The 13,596-nt window shown below is 33.4% G+C and carries 13 protein-coding genes; 2 read left to right on the top strand and 11 right to left on the bottom strand.

Annotated elements, in window-relative coordinates:
* Positions 1-173 precede the first annotated feature (173 nt).
* Complete coding sequence (locus GKZ88_RS03535; protein WP_155101012.1) at positions 174-1,091, bottom strand: EamA family transporter; 918 nt, start codon at positions 1,089-1,091, stop codon at positions 174-176.
* A gap of 96 nt (positions 1,092-1,187) precedes the next feature.
* Here GKZ88_RS03535 and GKZ88_RS03530 point away from each other — a divergent pair, with 96 nt between their 5' ends.
* Positions 1,188-2,615: a PLP-dependent aminotransferase family protein gene (locus tag GKZ88_RS03530; RefSeq protein ID WP_155101011.1), complete on the top strand. Its 1,428-nt coding sequence runs from the start codon at positions 1,188-1,190 to the stop codon at positions 2,613-2,615.
* A 71-nt stretch (positions 2,616-2,686) separates the two neighbouring features.
* Here GKZ88_RS03530 and GKZ88_RS03525 read toward each other — a convergent pair whose 3' ends face one another.
* From GKZ88_RS03525 to aspA, 6 genes are all read right to left on the bottom strand, one after another.
* The gene (locus GKZ88_RS03525) at positions 2,687-3,634 is read right to left on the bottom strand and encodes a bestrophin family ion channel (protein WP_155101010.1); all 948 of its coding nucleotides are present in this window, start codon (positions 3,632-3,634) and stop codon (positions 2,687-2,689) included.
* Positions 3,635-3,679: 45 nt separating this feature from the next.
* Positions 3,680-4,402, bottom strand: coding sequence for a hypothetical protein (locus GKZ88_RS03520; protein ID WP_155101009.1), 723 nt, complete (start codon positions 4,400-4,402; stop codon positions 3,680-3,682).
* Positions 4,403-4,479: 77 nt separating this feature from the next.
* On the bottom strand, positions 4,480-5,883 hold the full coding sequence (locus tag GKZ88_RS03515; RefSeq protein WP_155101008.1) for a HAMP domain-containing sensor histidine kinase: 1,404 nt from the start codon (positions 5,881-5,883) through the stop codon (positions 4,480-4,482).
* 1 nt (position 5,884) lies between these two features.
* Positions 5,885-6,559, bottom strand: coding sequence for a response regulator transcription factor (locus GKZ88_RS03510; protein WP_155101007.1), 675 nt, complete (start codon positions 6,557-6,559; stop codon positions 5,885-5,887).
* A 312-nt stretch (positions 6,560-6,871) separates the two neighbouring features.
* On the bottom strand, positions 6,872-8,143 hold the full coding sequence (locus GKZ88_RS03505; protein ID WP_155101006.1) for a BamA/TamA family outer membrane protein: 1,272 nt from the start codon (positions 8,141-8,143) through the stop codon (positions 6,872-6,874).
* Positions 8,144-8,292: 149 nt separating this feature from the next.
* Positions 8,293-9,702 (bottom strand): aspartate ammonia-lyase, encoded by a 1,410-nt coding sequence (gene aspA, locus GKZ88_RS03500; protein ID WP_133524277.1) that lies wholly within the window; start codon positions 9,700-9,702, stop codon positions 8,293-8,295.
* 157 nt (positions 9,703-9,859) lie between these two features.
* On the opposite strand from aspA, the gene GKZ88_RS03495 reads away from it, so the two are divergent.
* Positions 9,860-10,438: a pentapeptide repeat-containing protein gene (locus GKZ88_RS03495; protein ID WP_155101005.1), complete on the top strand. Its 579-nt coding sequence runs from the start codon at positions 9,860-9,862 to the stop codon at positions 10,436-10,438.
* 159 nt (positions 10,439-10,597) lie between these two features.
* Here GKZ88_RS03495 and GKZ88_RS03490 read toward each other — a convergent pair whose 3' ends face one another.
* The 4 genes from GKZ88_RS03490 to GKZ88_RS03475 form a co-directional block, all read right to left on the bottom strand.
* The gene (locus GKZ88_RS03490; protein WP_155101004.1) at positions 10,598-11,119 is read right to left on the bottom strand and encodes a hypothetical protein; all 522 of its coding nucleotides are present in this window, start codon (positions 11,117-11,119) and stop codon (positions 10,598-10,600) included.
* Positions 11,120-11,178: 59 nt separating this feature from the next.
* Entirely contained in the window at positions 11,179-11,676 is a 498-nt protein-coding gene (locus GKZ88_RS03485; RefSeq protein ID WP_155101003.1) for a GNAT family N-acetyltransferase, read from the bottom strand.
* A gap of 2 nt (positions 11,677-11,678) precedes the next feature.
* A complete protein-coding gene (locus GKZ88_RS03480) occupies positions 11,679-12,719 on the bottom strand; it encodes a GMP reductase (protein WP_155101002.1) in 1,041 nt (346 codons plus the stop codon).
* A 258-nt stretch (positions 12,720-12,977) separates the two neighbouring features.
* Positions 12,978-13,571, bottom strand: a complete 594-nt coding sequence (locus tag GKZ88_RS03475) for a tRNA-(ms[2]io[6]A)-hydroxylase (RefSeq protein ID WP_155101001.1) — start codon at positions 13,569-13,571, stop codon at positions 12,978-12,980.
* Positions 13,572-13,596: the final 25 nt, after the last annotated feature.

The raw sequence follows: 13,596 nt of genomic DNA, 5'->3' as shown, positions 1-13,596 counted from the left end.
AGCTGTTCTTTTTTTGCATAAAACAATTAATCCTTTTAATCTGTGTAATCTGTGGCCTATATTCAATTTACTGCATAAAAAAACAGGAACGAAAAATAATCATTCCTGTTTTAAAACCCTGTTAAGATTCTCGTAATTTTACTTTCTAAACCAATAAAAAATGTAAAATCAACTTATTGAGAATCTTTAGATGACAGGATATATTTTTGTTTTATTGCAAAAATATGATGTGAATTAAAAACTAACACCGCTATAAAAATGATGCTGTAAGCTGCAATCTGCAAAGTGCTTATTTGTTCGTTAAAAACAAAAGCAGCGAGCATAAAAGCAATCATAGGATTTATATTTAAAAGCATTCCAACAGTTGATGAAGGAAGCCCTGAAAGCGCATATAAATTCAGAAACAATGGAATTATAGTAAATGCAATTGCAATGGTTTCAATGAAGAAATAAAATTTAAATTCTGTTGGCACCGGTCCGCTGTAAGCAGGATAAAAAGGCAATAAAACCAATGCTGCCAAAGTAATATGAAACGTAAGCACGATAAATTTATCAAACCCTTTATTGATTCGCTGGCTCACCAAATAAGAAGCATATGTAAGTCCGATGATGATGCTGAAAAACATATCCATAATATCGGCATAAGACAACAGCAGACATCCCAGAATACTTAAACCAACTGCAAGCCATTGTGTTCTAGCCAGTTTTTCTTTCAATAAAAAATAGGCAAGTAAAGTGGTTAAAATTGGGCAAACCAAGTATGCGAGAGAAGTTGCTTTAACACTCACGTGATTCATTACATAAATAAAAGTAAACCAGTTTGCCATTAAAAAGAAGCTTCCGCCAATGTTCAGCAGAATTGCTTTTTTCTTTTCAGAAGAAGACAATGTTTTGAAAACCCCCACAGTTTCTTTGATTTTACTTCTTCTAAAAAGAAAAGCAATCAGAAGCATCAAAATGCTGCAGCTGAAAACTCTAAAAAATAATATATCGATAGATTGATAATCATGAATTGGCCTTAAAACCAAACTGAAAAATCCCCATACAGTATAAGCGGCGATGGCGGCGGTGTAATATTTTGTAGTCTTCATGATTTTGATCTCTTCTTTTAACTGAGACAAATTTCTTAAAAATAAAACAGCAATACAGATACAGTTTTTGTAAATTGCAGCATAACAGTTTATTTTATGAAAAGTTCCAATTACTTGTATTTACAGTTTGCAGATGTTATTGAAAAGCAGATAAAATCTGGTCTTTTAAATGTTGGTGATAAATTGCCATCCATAAGAGAAGTCTGTGCCGAAACGGGCTACAGCATGAGTACCGTGAGCAAAGCATATTATGAAGTGGAGAGCAGATCACTTATCGAATCACGTCCGCAGTCGGGTTATTATGTGAGTAATATTTCGGCAAGAGTGATTGCAGAACCTTCGGCAAGTACTCCTATTTTAAAAGTTGAAAATATTGACCGTGAAGATTTAGTTGATTTGGTTTATGGCGATATGAGAGTAAAAGATGTTACAATGCTTTCACTTGGTTTTCCTTCGAATGAACTTCTTCCTATTGCCAAATTGAATAAAGGAATGGTGCAGGCGATGCGTCAATTGCCCAATAGCGGTACAAGTTATGAGGAAATTCAGGGTAACAGCAACCTGCGTAAAGAAATTGCGCGCTGGTCTTTTACGTGGGGCGGTTCATTAACAGAAGAAGATATTATCACGACGCCCGGCTGTATTTCTGCGATTTCTGATTGTTTGCTGACTTTGACAAAACCGGGAGATACCATTATTACCGAAAGTCCCATTTATTTTGGTATTCTACAGCTGGCAAGATCTTTAGGTTTGTATGTTATGGAACTTCCCACAAATATGACTACGGGAATCGAATTAGAAGCGGTTAAAAAAACACTTAAAACCAATAAAGTAAAAGCTTGTGTTTTAATGAGCAATTTCAGCAATCCATCTGGAAGTATGATGCCGGCCGAACATAAAAAAGAAATTGTACGCTTAATGGATTTTTATAATGTTCCATTAATTGAAGATGATATTCATGGCGATTTGTATTTTGGCACAAGCCGGCCAACTAACTGCAAAACCTATGACGAAAGCGGTATTGTACTTTGCTGCAGTTCGGTTTCGAAATCATTGGCGCCTGGTTATCGCGTGGGTTGGGTTTCTCCCGGAAAATTTAAAAAAGAAATTCTACGTACTAAATTGTATCACACCATTTCGGCAACGACAATTACGCATGAAGTGGTTGGTGATTTCTTGAAAAATGGCCGATATGAAAATCATCTCCGAAAAATTCGTCAGATCTTAAATCAGAATTGTAATAATTATATCAATACTGTTTTGGAATCTTTTCCGGCTGGAACAAAGGTGAGTCAGCCTCAAGGCGGTTTTTTTCTTTGGGTTGAATTGGATAAAAAAATTGATACTGCGGCTTTTTATCATTTGGCTATGAAACACAATATCAGCATTGCGCCGGGAAGAATTTTCTCTTTTCAGGATCAATTTTCAAATTGTATGCGTTTGAGTTTTGGTCTTCCTTGGACAAATGAATTGCGCCAATCAATACAAACGCTAGGAAATTTGCTCAAAAAATATTCACTTTAAAATAAAAAACCAGACAGCGCCACTAATTAAAACGCTGCCTGGAACAAATTGAGAAACCAAGTCAATTACTTTTATAAAACATAATAGGCATCTTTGTCTGCCTTTTTTGGTACTTCGTTTAAATCAAATTCTTTCAGAATATCAAATTCGCTTTGGTACTCGTTCAGCATTTGCTTAATATTTTTTTCAATCGTATTTGCAATTGCAGTAACTGGCGTATCTGTAGGTCTGTTTTCAAACGGATCCTGCAAATGAATTGCCATTCTTTCAATCAAAAAGAAAGCGGCACCGATTGCTGTAATCAATGGAATTGCAAACCAGCTTAACACACTTGTCAGTCCAAACGGCAATAAAAGAATAAACAAACACAGCGTCAATCTGATATACATGCTGTAAGTCGTTGGGAAAATGGTATTTTTAATTCTTTCGCATTTACCCATTCCGTCACATAATCTTGACAATGTATTGTCTATTTCTACCTGCTGATACTTGTTGAATCGCTTGTCATTTTTAGCGTTTCTTAAATCTCGTCCGTGCAGCATCAAAATCGCATTTGGAATGTTTTGATGATTTTTAATGTATTTAATTTCTTCATCACTCATCAAACCTTCGAGCGGTTTTATAGCATCTTTATTTCTAAGCGCCTGCCCTAAACTATAACACCACGCAATTTGTCTTTTTGCGAAATTTTCTTTGAATTCGCTTGCTTCAACAGAAAAATCAGGATCTTTATAAAATGTCAAAACTTGACGAATTAATGTTCTGGAATCGTTCACAATAGCGCCCCAAACAATTCGAGCTTCCCACCATCTGTCGTACGCCTGATTTGACTTAAAAGCAAGCAATAATGATATAATTGTTCCAATCATTGTTGGAATTGCAATTGGAATATCTACAGGCAAATTGATAAAATAGTAATGAAAAATCTCAAATAAAATCGTGTACGCTAATACAAGTACAATTTCTACTTTAATTTTCCCGAGAACGTACTTCATTGGTATTCTTTTCTTTAATAACATATCTTCGGTTTTAATTAAATTATTTTTTAGTTTTGAGCGGCTCTTTTAAGCCAACTCTTCATACAATGAAAGAACAGGAAGTCCTAGTTTTTCATTGATACTTTCTTTTTTATTTTTTTTAAATTTGATTTTCTCGCCTTTTCGCGTTTCTACTACCAAATCAATGTCATATTTAGAAATCGCTTCAGATAAGTAAGGAGCTAGATTGTCGTAATCATCATCAATTTTAGAAGTCAGACTTACAATTTCATAGGAGAAATTTTCATTCAAAAATTGCTGTACATCTTTAACATGCATATTGGCTCTGCCATTTTCGATATAAAGTGCTTTTGTGAAATCTTCTTTTAAATTTTCATTTCCTAAATGCAGAATCGGACATTTTTGATTTCCAGCCAATTGAATTAAATATTGATGAATACGTTTTGTTTCCTGTTTATATGAATTAGTCAGAATAACTAATTTTACAGAGAAATGCTCAATAACGCGTTTGAAAATTGGAGATGAAAGTCCGTATTGGTTGTGTACTTTTATTTTGCAGTTTGGCGTATGTTCTACAATGTATCGGCAAGTTTCCAAAACTTCTTCTTGACTAATTGTAAGCCCTGTTTTCATTTCGCGCAAATAAAACGAAGAAGAAAACGAATCTGGAGTTTCGGCGGCCATAAACAAAATGATTTCACAGCCCGAATCTTTTGCTTGATTTACTGCAGATTTTACCGCGCAAATTGTGTCATCTTTTAAAGTAGTGGGTATAAGGATATTTTTCATATGTATAATCGTTTAGTTTATACATGCAAAATAACTCCCTGTAAATTAGAAGGGTCTTAATCTAAAATTAGAATTTTCTAAGATTCAACATTAGAATTTTTAATGTTGCTAATTTTTGTATTTGATTTATTAAAAATAAGGGTAACAATAGTTCCTTTATTTTGTTCCGACTGCACTTGAATTTCGCCGCCGTGCATGCGGATGATTTTTGAAGCCAAAGGAAGTCCTAAACCATAACCAATATATTTGGTTGCAATTTTTCCTCTAAAGAAAGGTTCATATAAATGCGGAATATCTTCAGGTGGAATTCCGATTCCAATATCGTTAATGGCGATTTTAATCGATTCTTTATTAGCAGAAAGCGTTACAAATACCTCATTATTATCTGAATATTTTACTCCGTTGGTAATAATATTGTTTATTGCCAATTCTAAAAGCGGTTTATTGCACGGAATTAAAAGCAAATTAGAATCTTTTGGTGCAAAATTAAGTTTGATGCTCACGCGATTATCCGGATAAATTTTATCTAAATCAGATTTTACGTCCAGCAATAATTCATCAATTCTGGCAATATCCAAAACCTGTTTTTTTCCGTCATAACCCGTTTGCGTCAATTTCAGCAGACTTTCGGTTAGATTTCCTAATCTTGACGCCTGACCATAAATATTCTGCAAAGATTCAATATACTCAGAAACCTGGCGTTCCTTTAGAAGCATAATTTCAGATTCGGCAATTATAGTCGTAATCGGTGTTTTTAATTCGTGTGAAGCATTATTTATGAAATTGGCCTGAATCTCAAAAGAGGTTTCCAGTCGGTCTAGCATATCGTTAAATGTAGCTGTAAGATCTGAGATTTCGTCTGAGTTTTTAACATCGGGCAATCTGTTATGAAGATTTGACGCACTTATTCTGTTTACTTCTTTAGTAATTCTCGCAACAGGATCGATAACTCGTTTTGCTAAAAACCGGCCTAAAAGGAAAGCTAAAAGCACGAATCCGATGCCGCCAAAAAGCAATATCTTTATAATATAAATGCTTGTCGTTTTTCCTCTTCGATCTCTCGCACCAACTATAACAATATATTTTTGATTGTCCTCAGTAAAAACCTGCCCTAAGTAATATTTACTGTTGACCTCAAAATAATCTTTTCCGGTACTTAAAATATTAGAATAAAATTCATTTGGCAAATTCAGTTTTGTATTATAATCAAAACTATTGGCGCTGTTTATTTTAAGAACATATTCTTCTTCTTCAATAAGTTCTTCCAGCCCATTTTTTTTAAGGTTGCTGTAGTATTTTATTTTTTCAGGGTCTTTTTGAAAATGAATTGAAGCTACAATTTTCGCACGATCTTCTAACCTTTTTAAGAAATGATAACGGTTATTTTCTCTAAATAAAACAAAAACAATAATACATAACAACAACGTACTAAAGGTCGATAAAGCTACATAAGTGAACGTAATTCTTTTTCTTATATCCATTTTATAGCTGTATAACATAACCTAACCCTTTCATGGTATGAATGAGTTTGGTTTTATAAGGTTTATCAATTTTCTTTCTCAAATAATTGATATAAACATCGACAACATTCGTGTTCATATCAAAATTAATATCCCAGACATTATCCAGAATTTGATCACGGGAAACAATTCGGCCTGCATTTCTGGCTAAATAATAAAGCAGCTTAAATTCTTTGGCCGTCAAAACAATTGCTTCTCCCGCCCTCTTTACAGCTTTGGCTTTACCGTCTATTTCTAAATCGCCAATTATAATTTTATCGATTTTTTCGTTATCCTGATTTGCTCTGCGATTTAAAGCATTTACTCTCGCATCAAGTTCACCAAATTTAAAAGGTTTAACCAAATAATCATCTGCTCCGGCATTTAATCCTGTTACAATATTTTCTGAAGTTCCTAGGGCCGTTAAAAGTAAAATTGGTACGAAGTTTTTGCTTGCGCGAAGTCTTCGGCAAATTTCGATTCCGTTAATATCCGGAAGCATTACATCTAAAACGACAACATCGAAATGGTAATTGTGGATCATTTCCATAGCTGTTTTGCCATCGAGTGCCACGCTTACTTCGTTGTTGTTTTCGGCAAATCCTTTGCGTAAAATGGACAAAAGATTTGGTTCGTCTTCGACTATTAGTAACTTCATCTAAATAGGGATATACAACAAAAATAGGGATTGACATTAAAAATGTAAATCAGAATAGTTAAAAATTATGATTTAATTATGAACATCCCGTTAGGTGCAAATAATTTAAACACATAGAAACATAGATTTTAAAACGGCATAAAGGCGTTTGACTTACATTAACAAACATAGAGCGCTATGTGTGAAAATCTAGATTTTCTCCAAACTCTTTTTTTAGAATTAAAATCTATGTTTCTATGTGTTGAAAAAAAATTACACCCAACCGTTTGTAAACAATAACTTTTTGCATTTAAAAATAACAGCTTGAAATTGTTAGAAAGTTTCGCCTGCATTTAAGTAAAAGCCTTTTGAATTATTTCCCCAAGCTAAATCTGCAATAAGATTGGTTCTTGTTGCTTTGTCGATTAAAATTCGAAGTCCGAAACCAAAAGCGGGCTGAACATATTGAAAAAGTTTTGTATTGGTATCTGGATTACTTGTTGTTACGAAGTTTGTAAAAACGGTTCCGCTGAACATTTGATCACAGGAAATCGGAAATCTGAATTCTGTTGCAAAATAAACCAAATTTGTTCCTCTAAATAATCCTTGTGTATATCCTTCTCCGCTTCGGCTGCGCTGATCCCAGCCAATTGCCGGTAAATTTAAATACGGAACTTTTCCTTTGGTAACAAATTGACCGTAAGTCCAAAGCGCCAGAATGTATCTTTTATCTTTTTGTGAAACGGGAATAAAATTTCGGTATTCCGCATACAAAACATTACTTACTTCTTGATTGTCAAATATTTCCGGATTAAAACGATAATTGATATTTGCAAACCATCCATGTGTTGCATTTACTTGATTATCTCTCGAATCGTAAACCAGATTAAGACTCATGCCGTTTAAAAAATATTCGGACTCATCGAATCCATATTTCTGATTATAATTATAGTGATACGTAAGTTTTCCATTTGCAACATCAAGTTCTTTATCAATAATACTCGAATACCAATCGATATTAATACCGCCGCCAACATAAAAATTTGGACGAATTTGAAAGGAAACCGACTGATGAAATTTAAAGTAATTGTAATCCATCGGTTCAGCGATAGAATCAATGCTGAAACCTGGCTCCTGATCGCGCCGAGGCGGAATAATATTTGTTCCTAAACCATAATTGGGCTGCGAAAATATATACAAACGATAATCACCGCTTAAGAATATCTTGTTATTTTTTAGCAGAATGTTGTTCTTTATATTGACAAGCCACTGTTTTTTTGTAGTGTATGTTATTCCAACATTGGCTATTGAATATTTATCTGCTTTTTCTTTTCCTTTAAAAGTATACTGTGCAACGGCGCCATAAAAAAAACCTGTAGCCGGCTGAGAACCTATTGCCGGAATAATTAAGAAAAAACTGTTTTTTATGGGTTTTACGACATAAATCGAATCCTTTTTTTTGAAGATTTCTAATATTGTTCTGGGCGGGCAAATTTTAGAACTGTCAATCTCGGTTTGAGCATTCAAATTATATTGAATAAAAAAGAGCAACCATAAGATTTTAAATTTATTCTGAAAATAATTATTTTTTAAAAATTTTACCATGTGAAAGTTTTAATTTTTTGAAACAATAATCAATTCATATGTAAATATATAGCTTATTTTCAACATTTTAGACTTAAACTTCAATAAAATTGAAATAAAAAAAACCGTCAAATAAATGACGGCTTGCTATTATATTTTTTATATGAAATCTATTTTGTGATAAATTTTGGATGGATCAAATTTTCTAATGAATAGATTTCATCCCATTTTTCTTGAGTAATCAGCTTTCTTTCTAAAACAGCAATTTGATGCACGCTTTTATTTGTTTTTAAAGCTTCTCCTGCAATACTTGCACTTTCTTCGTAACCAATAATTGGGTTTAACTGCGTTACAATTCCGATGCTGTTCATCACCATATTATAACAATGATCCACATTCGCTGTGATTCCGTTAATACATTTATCAATTAAAGTTTGAATGGCATTTGAAAGATAATCCAACGAAGTAAACATGGCAAAAGCAATAACTGGTTCCATTACATTCAGCTGTAATTGTCCCGCTTCTGCCGCCATAGTAACAGTCAAATCCTGACCAATTACATAAAAGCAAGTCTGATTTACAACTTCTGGAATTACAGGATTTACTTTCCCCGGCATAATTGATGAACCTGGCTGGCGCGCCGGAAGATTAATTTCGTTTAAACCTGTTCTTGGCCCAGAACTCAATAAACGCAAGTCATTGCAAATCTTCGAAATCTTAACTGCCGAACGCTTTAAAGTCCCCATTATCTGCACATAAGCGCCCGTATCAACTGTTGCTTCAATTAAATCTGGTGAAAGGGTTAAAGGAATCCCAACTTCTTTCGCCAAATACGCCACACAAATTTCAGGATAACCTTCAGGAGCATTTACTTTTGTTCCAATGGCTGTTGCACCCATATTAATTTCCAACAGTAATTCCTGAGCATTTTTTAAGCGCTGAATATCTTCACCAATTGTTGTGGCATAAGCTTTAAATTCTTGTCCTAAAGTCATTGGAACAGCATCTTGAAGCTGCGTTCTTCCCATTTTTAGAACTTCTTTAAACTCCTCGCCTTTTTTGGCGAAAGCGACTTCTAAACCTGCTAAAGTTTTAATAAAGCTTTCCATTTTTAAATACAAAGCAATTCTGAATGCTGATGGATAAGCATCGTTTGTTGACTGCGAACAGTTTACATGATTGTTTGGATGAAGAAAATTGTATTCGCCTTTTTTATGACCAAGATATTCCAATCCGATGTTTGCAATTACTTCATTGGCATTCATGTTTACAGAAGTTCCTGCACCGCCCTGAATCAAATCGCTGACAAATTCCTTATCAAATTTGCCCGAAATCACTTGATCGCTTCCATAACATATTGCTTCTGCAATTTTTGAATCGATTGCATTACAATCTTTATTGGCTAAAGCTGCCGCTTTTTTCACATAACCTAAAGCTTTTATGAACAAAGGTTCTTTTGAAATTGGAATTCCGGTAATATTGAAGTTTTCTACCGCTCTAAAAGTCTGAATTCCGTAGTATAAATGATTCGGAATTTCTAATTCTCCTAAAAAATCATGCTCTTTTCTTGTTGATTCCATATAATAAAATTGATATGTTTTTAGCTAAAAAAATAACAGTAAAGCTACATTATTTTTATGCGAAAGCGGATAGATTTTTAAAATGTTTTATGATTTTCGCCGAATATTTTACTGCAAATTATTACCTTTTCAGCCTCAAACAATTATCAAAATTAAGTTGAAAAAGGAAAGCGAATATTTTCTTGATAAAGAATACAATACCATTATTTACGCCAAAGACGATATTAATTTTAAGGATTTCGAATGCTGTGTCTTTAATAATTGTAATTTTTCGGCCTGTACTTTTTTAGCTGTTACTTTTATCGACTGCATTTTTAACGACTGTATTTTCAGCGAAGCCAAGATTAATTATGTTGCTTTTAGAACCGTAACCTTTAATAATTGCGAAATTAAAGAAGTGAATTTCGCCATGTGTGACAAACTAATTTTTGAAGTTCGTTTTAATGACTGTATTTTAGATTTTTCCAAATTTTATACTTTAAAAATAAAAGGAACGCCATTTACCAATTGCAGTTTAATCGCTGTAGATTTTATGTCGGCTGATTTAACGAATGTTATTTTTGACAACTGCGATTTATACCGATCTGAATTCGACAAAGCCATCGCCAACAGAACCGATTTTAAAGCAAGTTATAATTATACTATTGATCCTTCTAAAACGAAACTAAAAAAAGCTGTTTTTTCTTTAAAGGAAGTGAAAGGGCTATTGTTTAAGCATGATGTAATTGTGAGTTAAATGAAATAAAAAAGCCAGTCAAAAACTGGCTCTTATTATATTCTTGCTTTGGAGACTATCCAACTATTACATCACTTTTCATAATAAATAATTTTTAAATTAATTACATAACAATATTACAGAATATTAATACAGCTTGCAACTTATTATAGTTAAATATTATACAACTCCCAAATCATCTCCCGATTTGAATTTCTTGGTTGTAATGGCATCTTTAGAATAAAAATCTTTTACGAAAATATCTGTAAAACCAGACAGTGAATGCTTTGCTATTACTGTAAGTCTTATATAAGATGAAGCATCGCTCCAATTCATTTCAATATCTTCCACTGTTCTAACCCTCATTGCATGCAAACTATTATTATCACTCTTTCGCTTACATGGTATGTAGGAAATAAAATTATCTTTTAAAACAATATCTTTCCCCTGAATGTTCATTCCTCCAGCACCTCCAACTTGTTTATAAAAAGTAGGTTCGATTCGAATGTCAAATATTTCAGAATTTGTTTTATTAACGAATTTAAAAAAATAATTCGTCTGCCCTTCGAAAGTAACTTTACTTATATGTGCAGAAATTTCTATTTTAACTCTTTTCCTGTTTAGGAAATACATTAAAAATAGATATGATGAAATCACACCTGTAATAATACTAATTATTATACCTAAAAATACCTCTGCCATTCTTTACCTAAATTAAAAACGTAAAATTAGAACATTTTTAACAAGATAAAAACTACTTTTTAAATATTTTTCCCCATCACATAATCCTCCATCAAATACCCATTTCCAATTTCTATATCAACAGTTTCCTTTATCTCAAAACCAAGTTTTTTATAGAAATTTAAAGCCGCATTAAATCGGTTGACATTTAATAAAAGTTCCTTTGAATTATTTTCTGAAGCTAATTTTTCAATTGTTTCAAAAACAATTTTACCATAACCTTTTCCTTGAGTTTCTGGCAAAAGATAGATTTTGTGGATTTTAGTTACAGCTGTATTTTTATAATTGTGCTCAATTCCGATAAAACCAATTATGGATTCTGAATCTGAAATAAGATAAAACAATTGTTCTTTATTCTGAATTTGTTTTGAGAGCGCTTCATCAGAATAAATTAGATTCAACATATAATCTAATTGTTCTGTAGTTAAAATTTCGCCATATGTAATAGGCCAAGTTATGTTTGCAATTTCTTGAATTTTAGCAATATCTTCAATAAATGCTTCGGTAATCTTAATCATATTTATTTTTTAAAAACTTGATTTTCCTGCTCGCTTACGCGGATGAAAGTCGTTCGTTTAGTCAATTCTTTTAATCTTGAAGCTCCTACGTAAGTACACGTACTTCTGATTCCTCCTAATATATCTAAAACAGTATAAATCACTTCACCTTTAAATGGTACTTGAACTGTTTTTCCTTCGCTTGCTCGATATTCTGCAACGCCTCCAGCGTGCTTATCCATAGCGGTTTTCGAACTCATTCCGTAAAATTGTTTGAATTTTTCGCCTTTTACTTCGATTAGCTCGCCTCCGCTTTCGGTATGTCCGGCAAGCATTCCACCCAACATTACAAAATCGGCTCCAGCTCCAAAAGCTTTCGCAACATCACCCGGAGTTGCACAGCCACCATCACTGATAATATGACCGCCTAAACCATGAGCAGCATCAGCACATTCGATAATGGCAGAAAGTTGCGGATAACCAACACCCGTTTTGACACGTGTTGTACATACAGAACCCGGCCCAATTCCGACTTTCACTATATCAGCACCAGCCAATAAAAGTTCTTCAGTCATTTCTCCTGTGACTACATTTCCCGCAATAATAATTTTATCAGGATATTGTTTTCGCGTTTTCTTTAAAAACTGAACAAAATGCTCTGAATAACCATTTGCAACATCAATACAGATAAATTTCAAAAGCGGATTTGCTTCAATTATTTTTCCAATTTTATCAAAATCTTCTTTTCCTGTTCCTGTACTGACAGCAATATAATCGTAAAAATCAGGAGTTACATTTTGCAGAAAATTATTCCATTCTTCTACAGAATAATGTTTATGAATGGCTGTAAAAAGCTTTTCCTTTGCCAAAACCTGAGCCATTTCAAAAGTCCCAACCGTATCCATATTGGCACCCATAATCGGAATTCCGGTCCAAGATGCTGTGCTGTGCAAAAATTTAAAGTTTTGTTCTAGAGAAACTTCTGATCTGCTTTTGAGCGTTGATCGTTTTGGTCTAAACATTACATCTTTAAACCCTAATTTTAGGTCCATTTCTATTCTCATAATTCGAGATTTTGGTTACTCTCAAATATAAGAATTTTAGATCTTAGATTGCGGATTTTAGATTAAATCTAAACGTATAAATTATGACGCTGATAAAACTGATTCGCTATCGCAAAAACGCGGATTGAAACGGATTTTTCTGAAACTGAAATATACTGCGTGGGCTTCGACTTCGTTCAGCTTGACAAACGTAAAACTGAAAACTGCCACTGAGACTGAACACTAAAAAAAAAACCTGAACACTGAACACTAAAAAAACTACCCGTGAATCGTTTCTCCTTTTCCGTAGTTGCTAATAATTGATTCTTCAAATGCCAGCCATTCTCTCCAACGTTTTTCAACATCGATTCCTTTACCGTATTTTCTGGCGTAAGTAATAAATGTCGTGTAATGTCCCGCTTCGCTTTCCATTAATTCTCTGTAAAAAACAGCTAGTTCTTCGTCTTGAATATTTTCAGAAAGCACTTTGAAACGCTCACAGCTTCTGGCTTCAATCATAGCAGAAAACAACAATCTTTCTACAAGACCAGAAACACGGCTTCCATCACCGCTCTTCTTCATATATAAATACAACTCATTTACATAATCATCTTTACGTTCTCGGCCTAATTTTAATCCGCGCTTGATGATAATGTTGTGAACCTGCTCAAAATGATCAATTTCTTCTTTAGCTAAAGCCAATAAATCCTGAACTAAATCCTGATGTTCTGAATTATTAGTAATAATTGTAATCGCGTTTGTTGCTGCTTTTTGCTCGCACCAAGCGTGATCTGTCAAGATTTCTTCAATGTTTTTCTCAACAATATTTACCCATCTTGGGTCGGTTGGCAATTGTAATCTAAGTACGCCCATTTTTTTTAAGTCTTAAAGTTTGAAA

The sequence above is a fragment of the Flavobacterium sp. LC2016-01 genome (genome assembly GCF_009711135.1).
Classification (GTDB): Bacteria; Bacteroidota; Bacteroidia; order Flavobacteriales; family Flavobacteriaceae; genus Flavobacterium.
Note: the sequence above shows the minus strand (reverse complement) of the source record. Positions and strands in the feature narration are given on the sequence as shown.

What these genes read in the sequence shown, in the direction of transcription:
- GKZ88_RS03535 (WP_155101012.1), bottom strand. Translation starts at nt 1,091, where the DNA reads ATGAAGACTACAAAATATTACACCGCCGCCATCGCCGCTTATACTGTA.
- GKZ88_RS03530 (WP_155101011.1), top strand. Translation starts at nt 1,188, where the DNA reads ATGAAAAGTTCCAATTACTTGTATTTACAGTTTGCAGATGTTATTGAA.
- GKZ88_RS03525 (WP_155101010.1), bottom strand. Translation starts at nt 3,634, where the DNA reads ATGTTATTAAAGAAAAGAATACCAATGAAGTACGTTCTCGGGAAAATT.
- GKZ88_RS03520 (WP_155101009.1), bottom strand. Translation starts at nt 4,402, where the DNA reads ATGAAAAATATCCTTATACCCACTACTTTAAAAGATGACACAATTTGC.
- GKZ88_RS03515 (WP_155101008.1), bottom strand. Translation starts at nt 5,883, where the DNA reads ATGGATATAAGAAAAAGAATTACGTTCACTTATGTAGCTTTATCGACC.
- GKZ88_RS03510 (WP_155101007.1), bottom strand. Translation starts at nt 6,559, where the DNA reads ATGAAGTTACTAATAGTCGAAGACGAACCAAATCTTTTGTCCATTTTA.
- GKZ88_RS03505 (WP_155101006.1), bottom strand. Translation starts at nt 8,143, where the DNA reads ATGGTAAAATTTTTAAAAAATAATTATTTTCAGAATAAATTTAAAATC.
- aspA (WP_133524277.1), bottom strand. Translation starts at nt 9,702, where the DNA reads ATGGAATCAACAAGAAAAGAGCATGATTTTTTAGGAGAATTAGAAATT.
- GKZ88_RS03490 (WP_155101004.1), bottom strand. Translation starts at nt 11,119, where the DNA reads ATGGCAGAGGTATTTTTAGGTATAATAATTAGTATTATTACAGGTGTG.
- GKZ88_RS03485 (WP_155101003.1), bottom strand. Translation starts at nt 11,676, where the DNA reads ATGATTAAGATTACCGAAGCATTTATTGAAGATATTGCTAAAATTCAA.
- GKZ88_RS03480 (WP_155101002.1), bottom strand. Translation starts at nt 12,719, where the DNA reads ATGAGAATAGAAATGGACCTAAAATTAGGGTTTAAAGATGTAATGTTT.
- GKZ88_RS03475 (WP_155101001.1), bottom strand. Translation starts at nt 13,571, where the DNA reads ATGGGCGTACTTAGATTACAATTGCCAACCGACCCAAGATGGGTAAAT.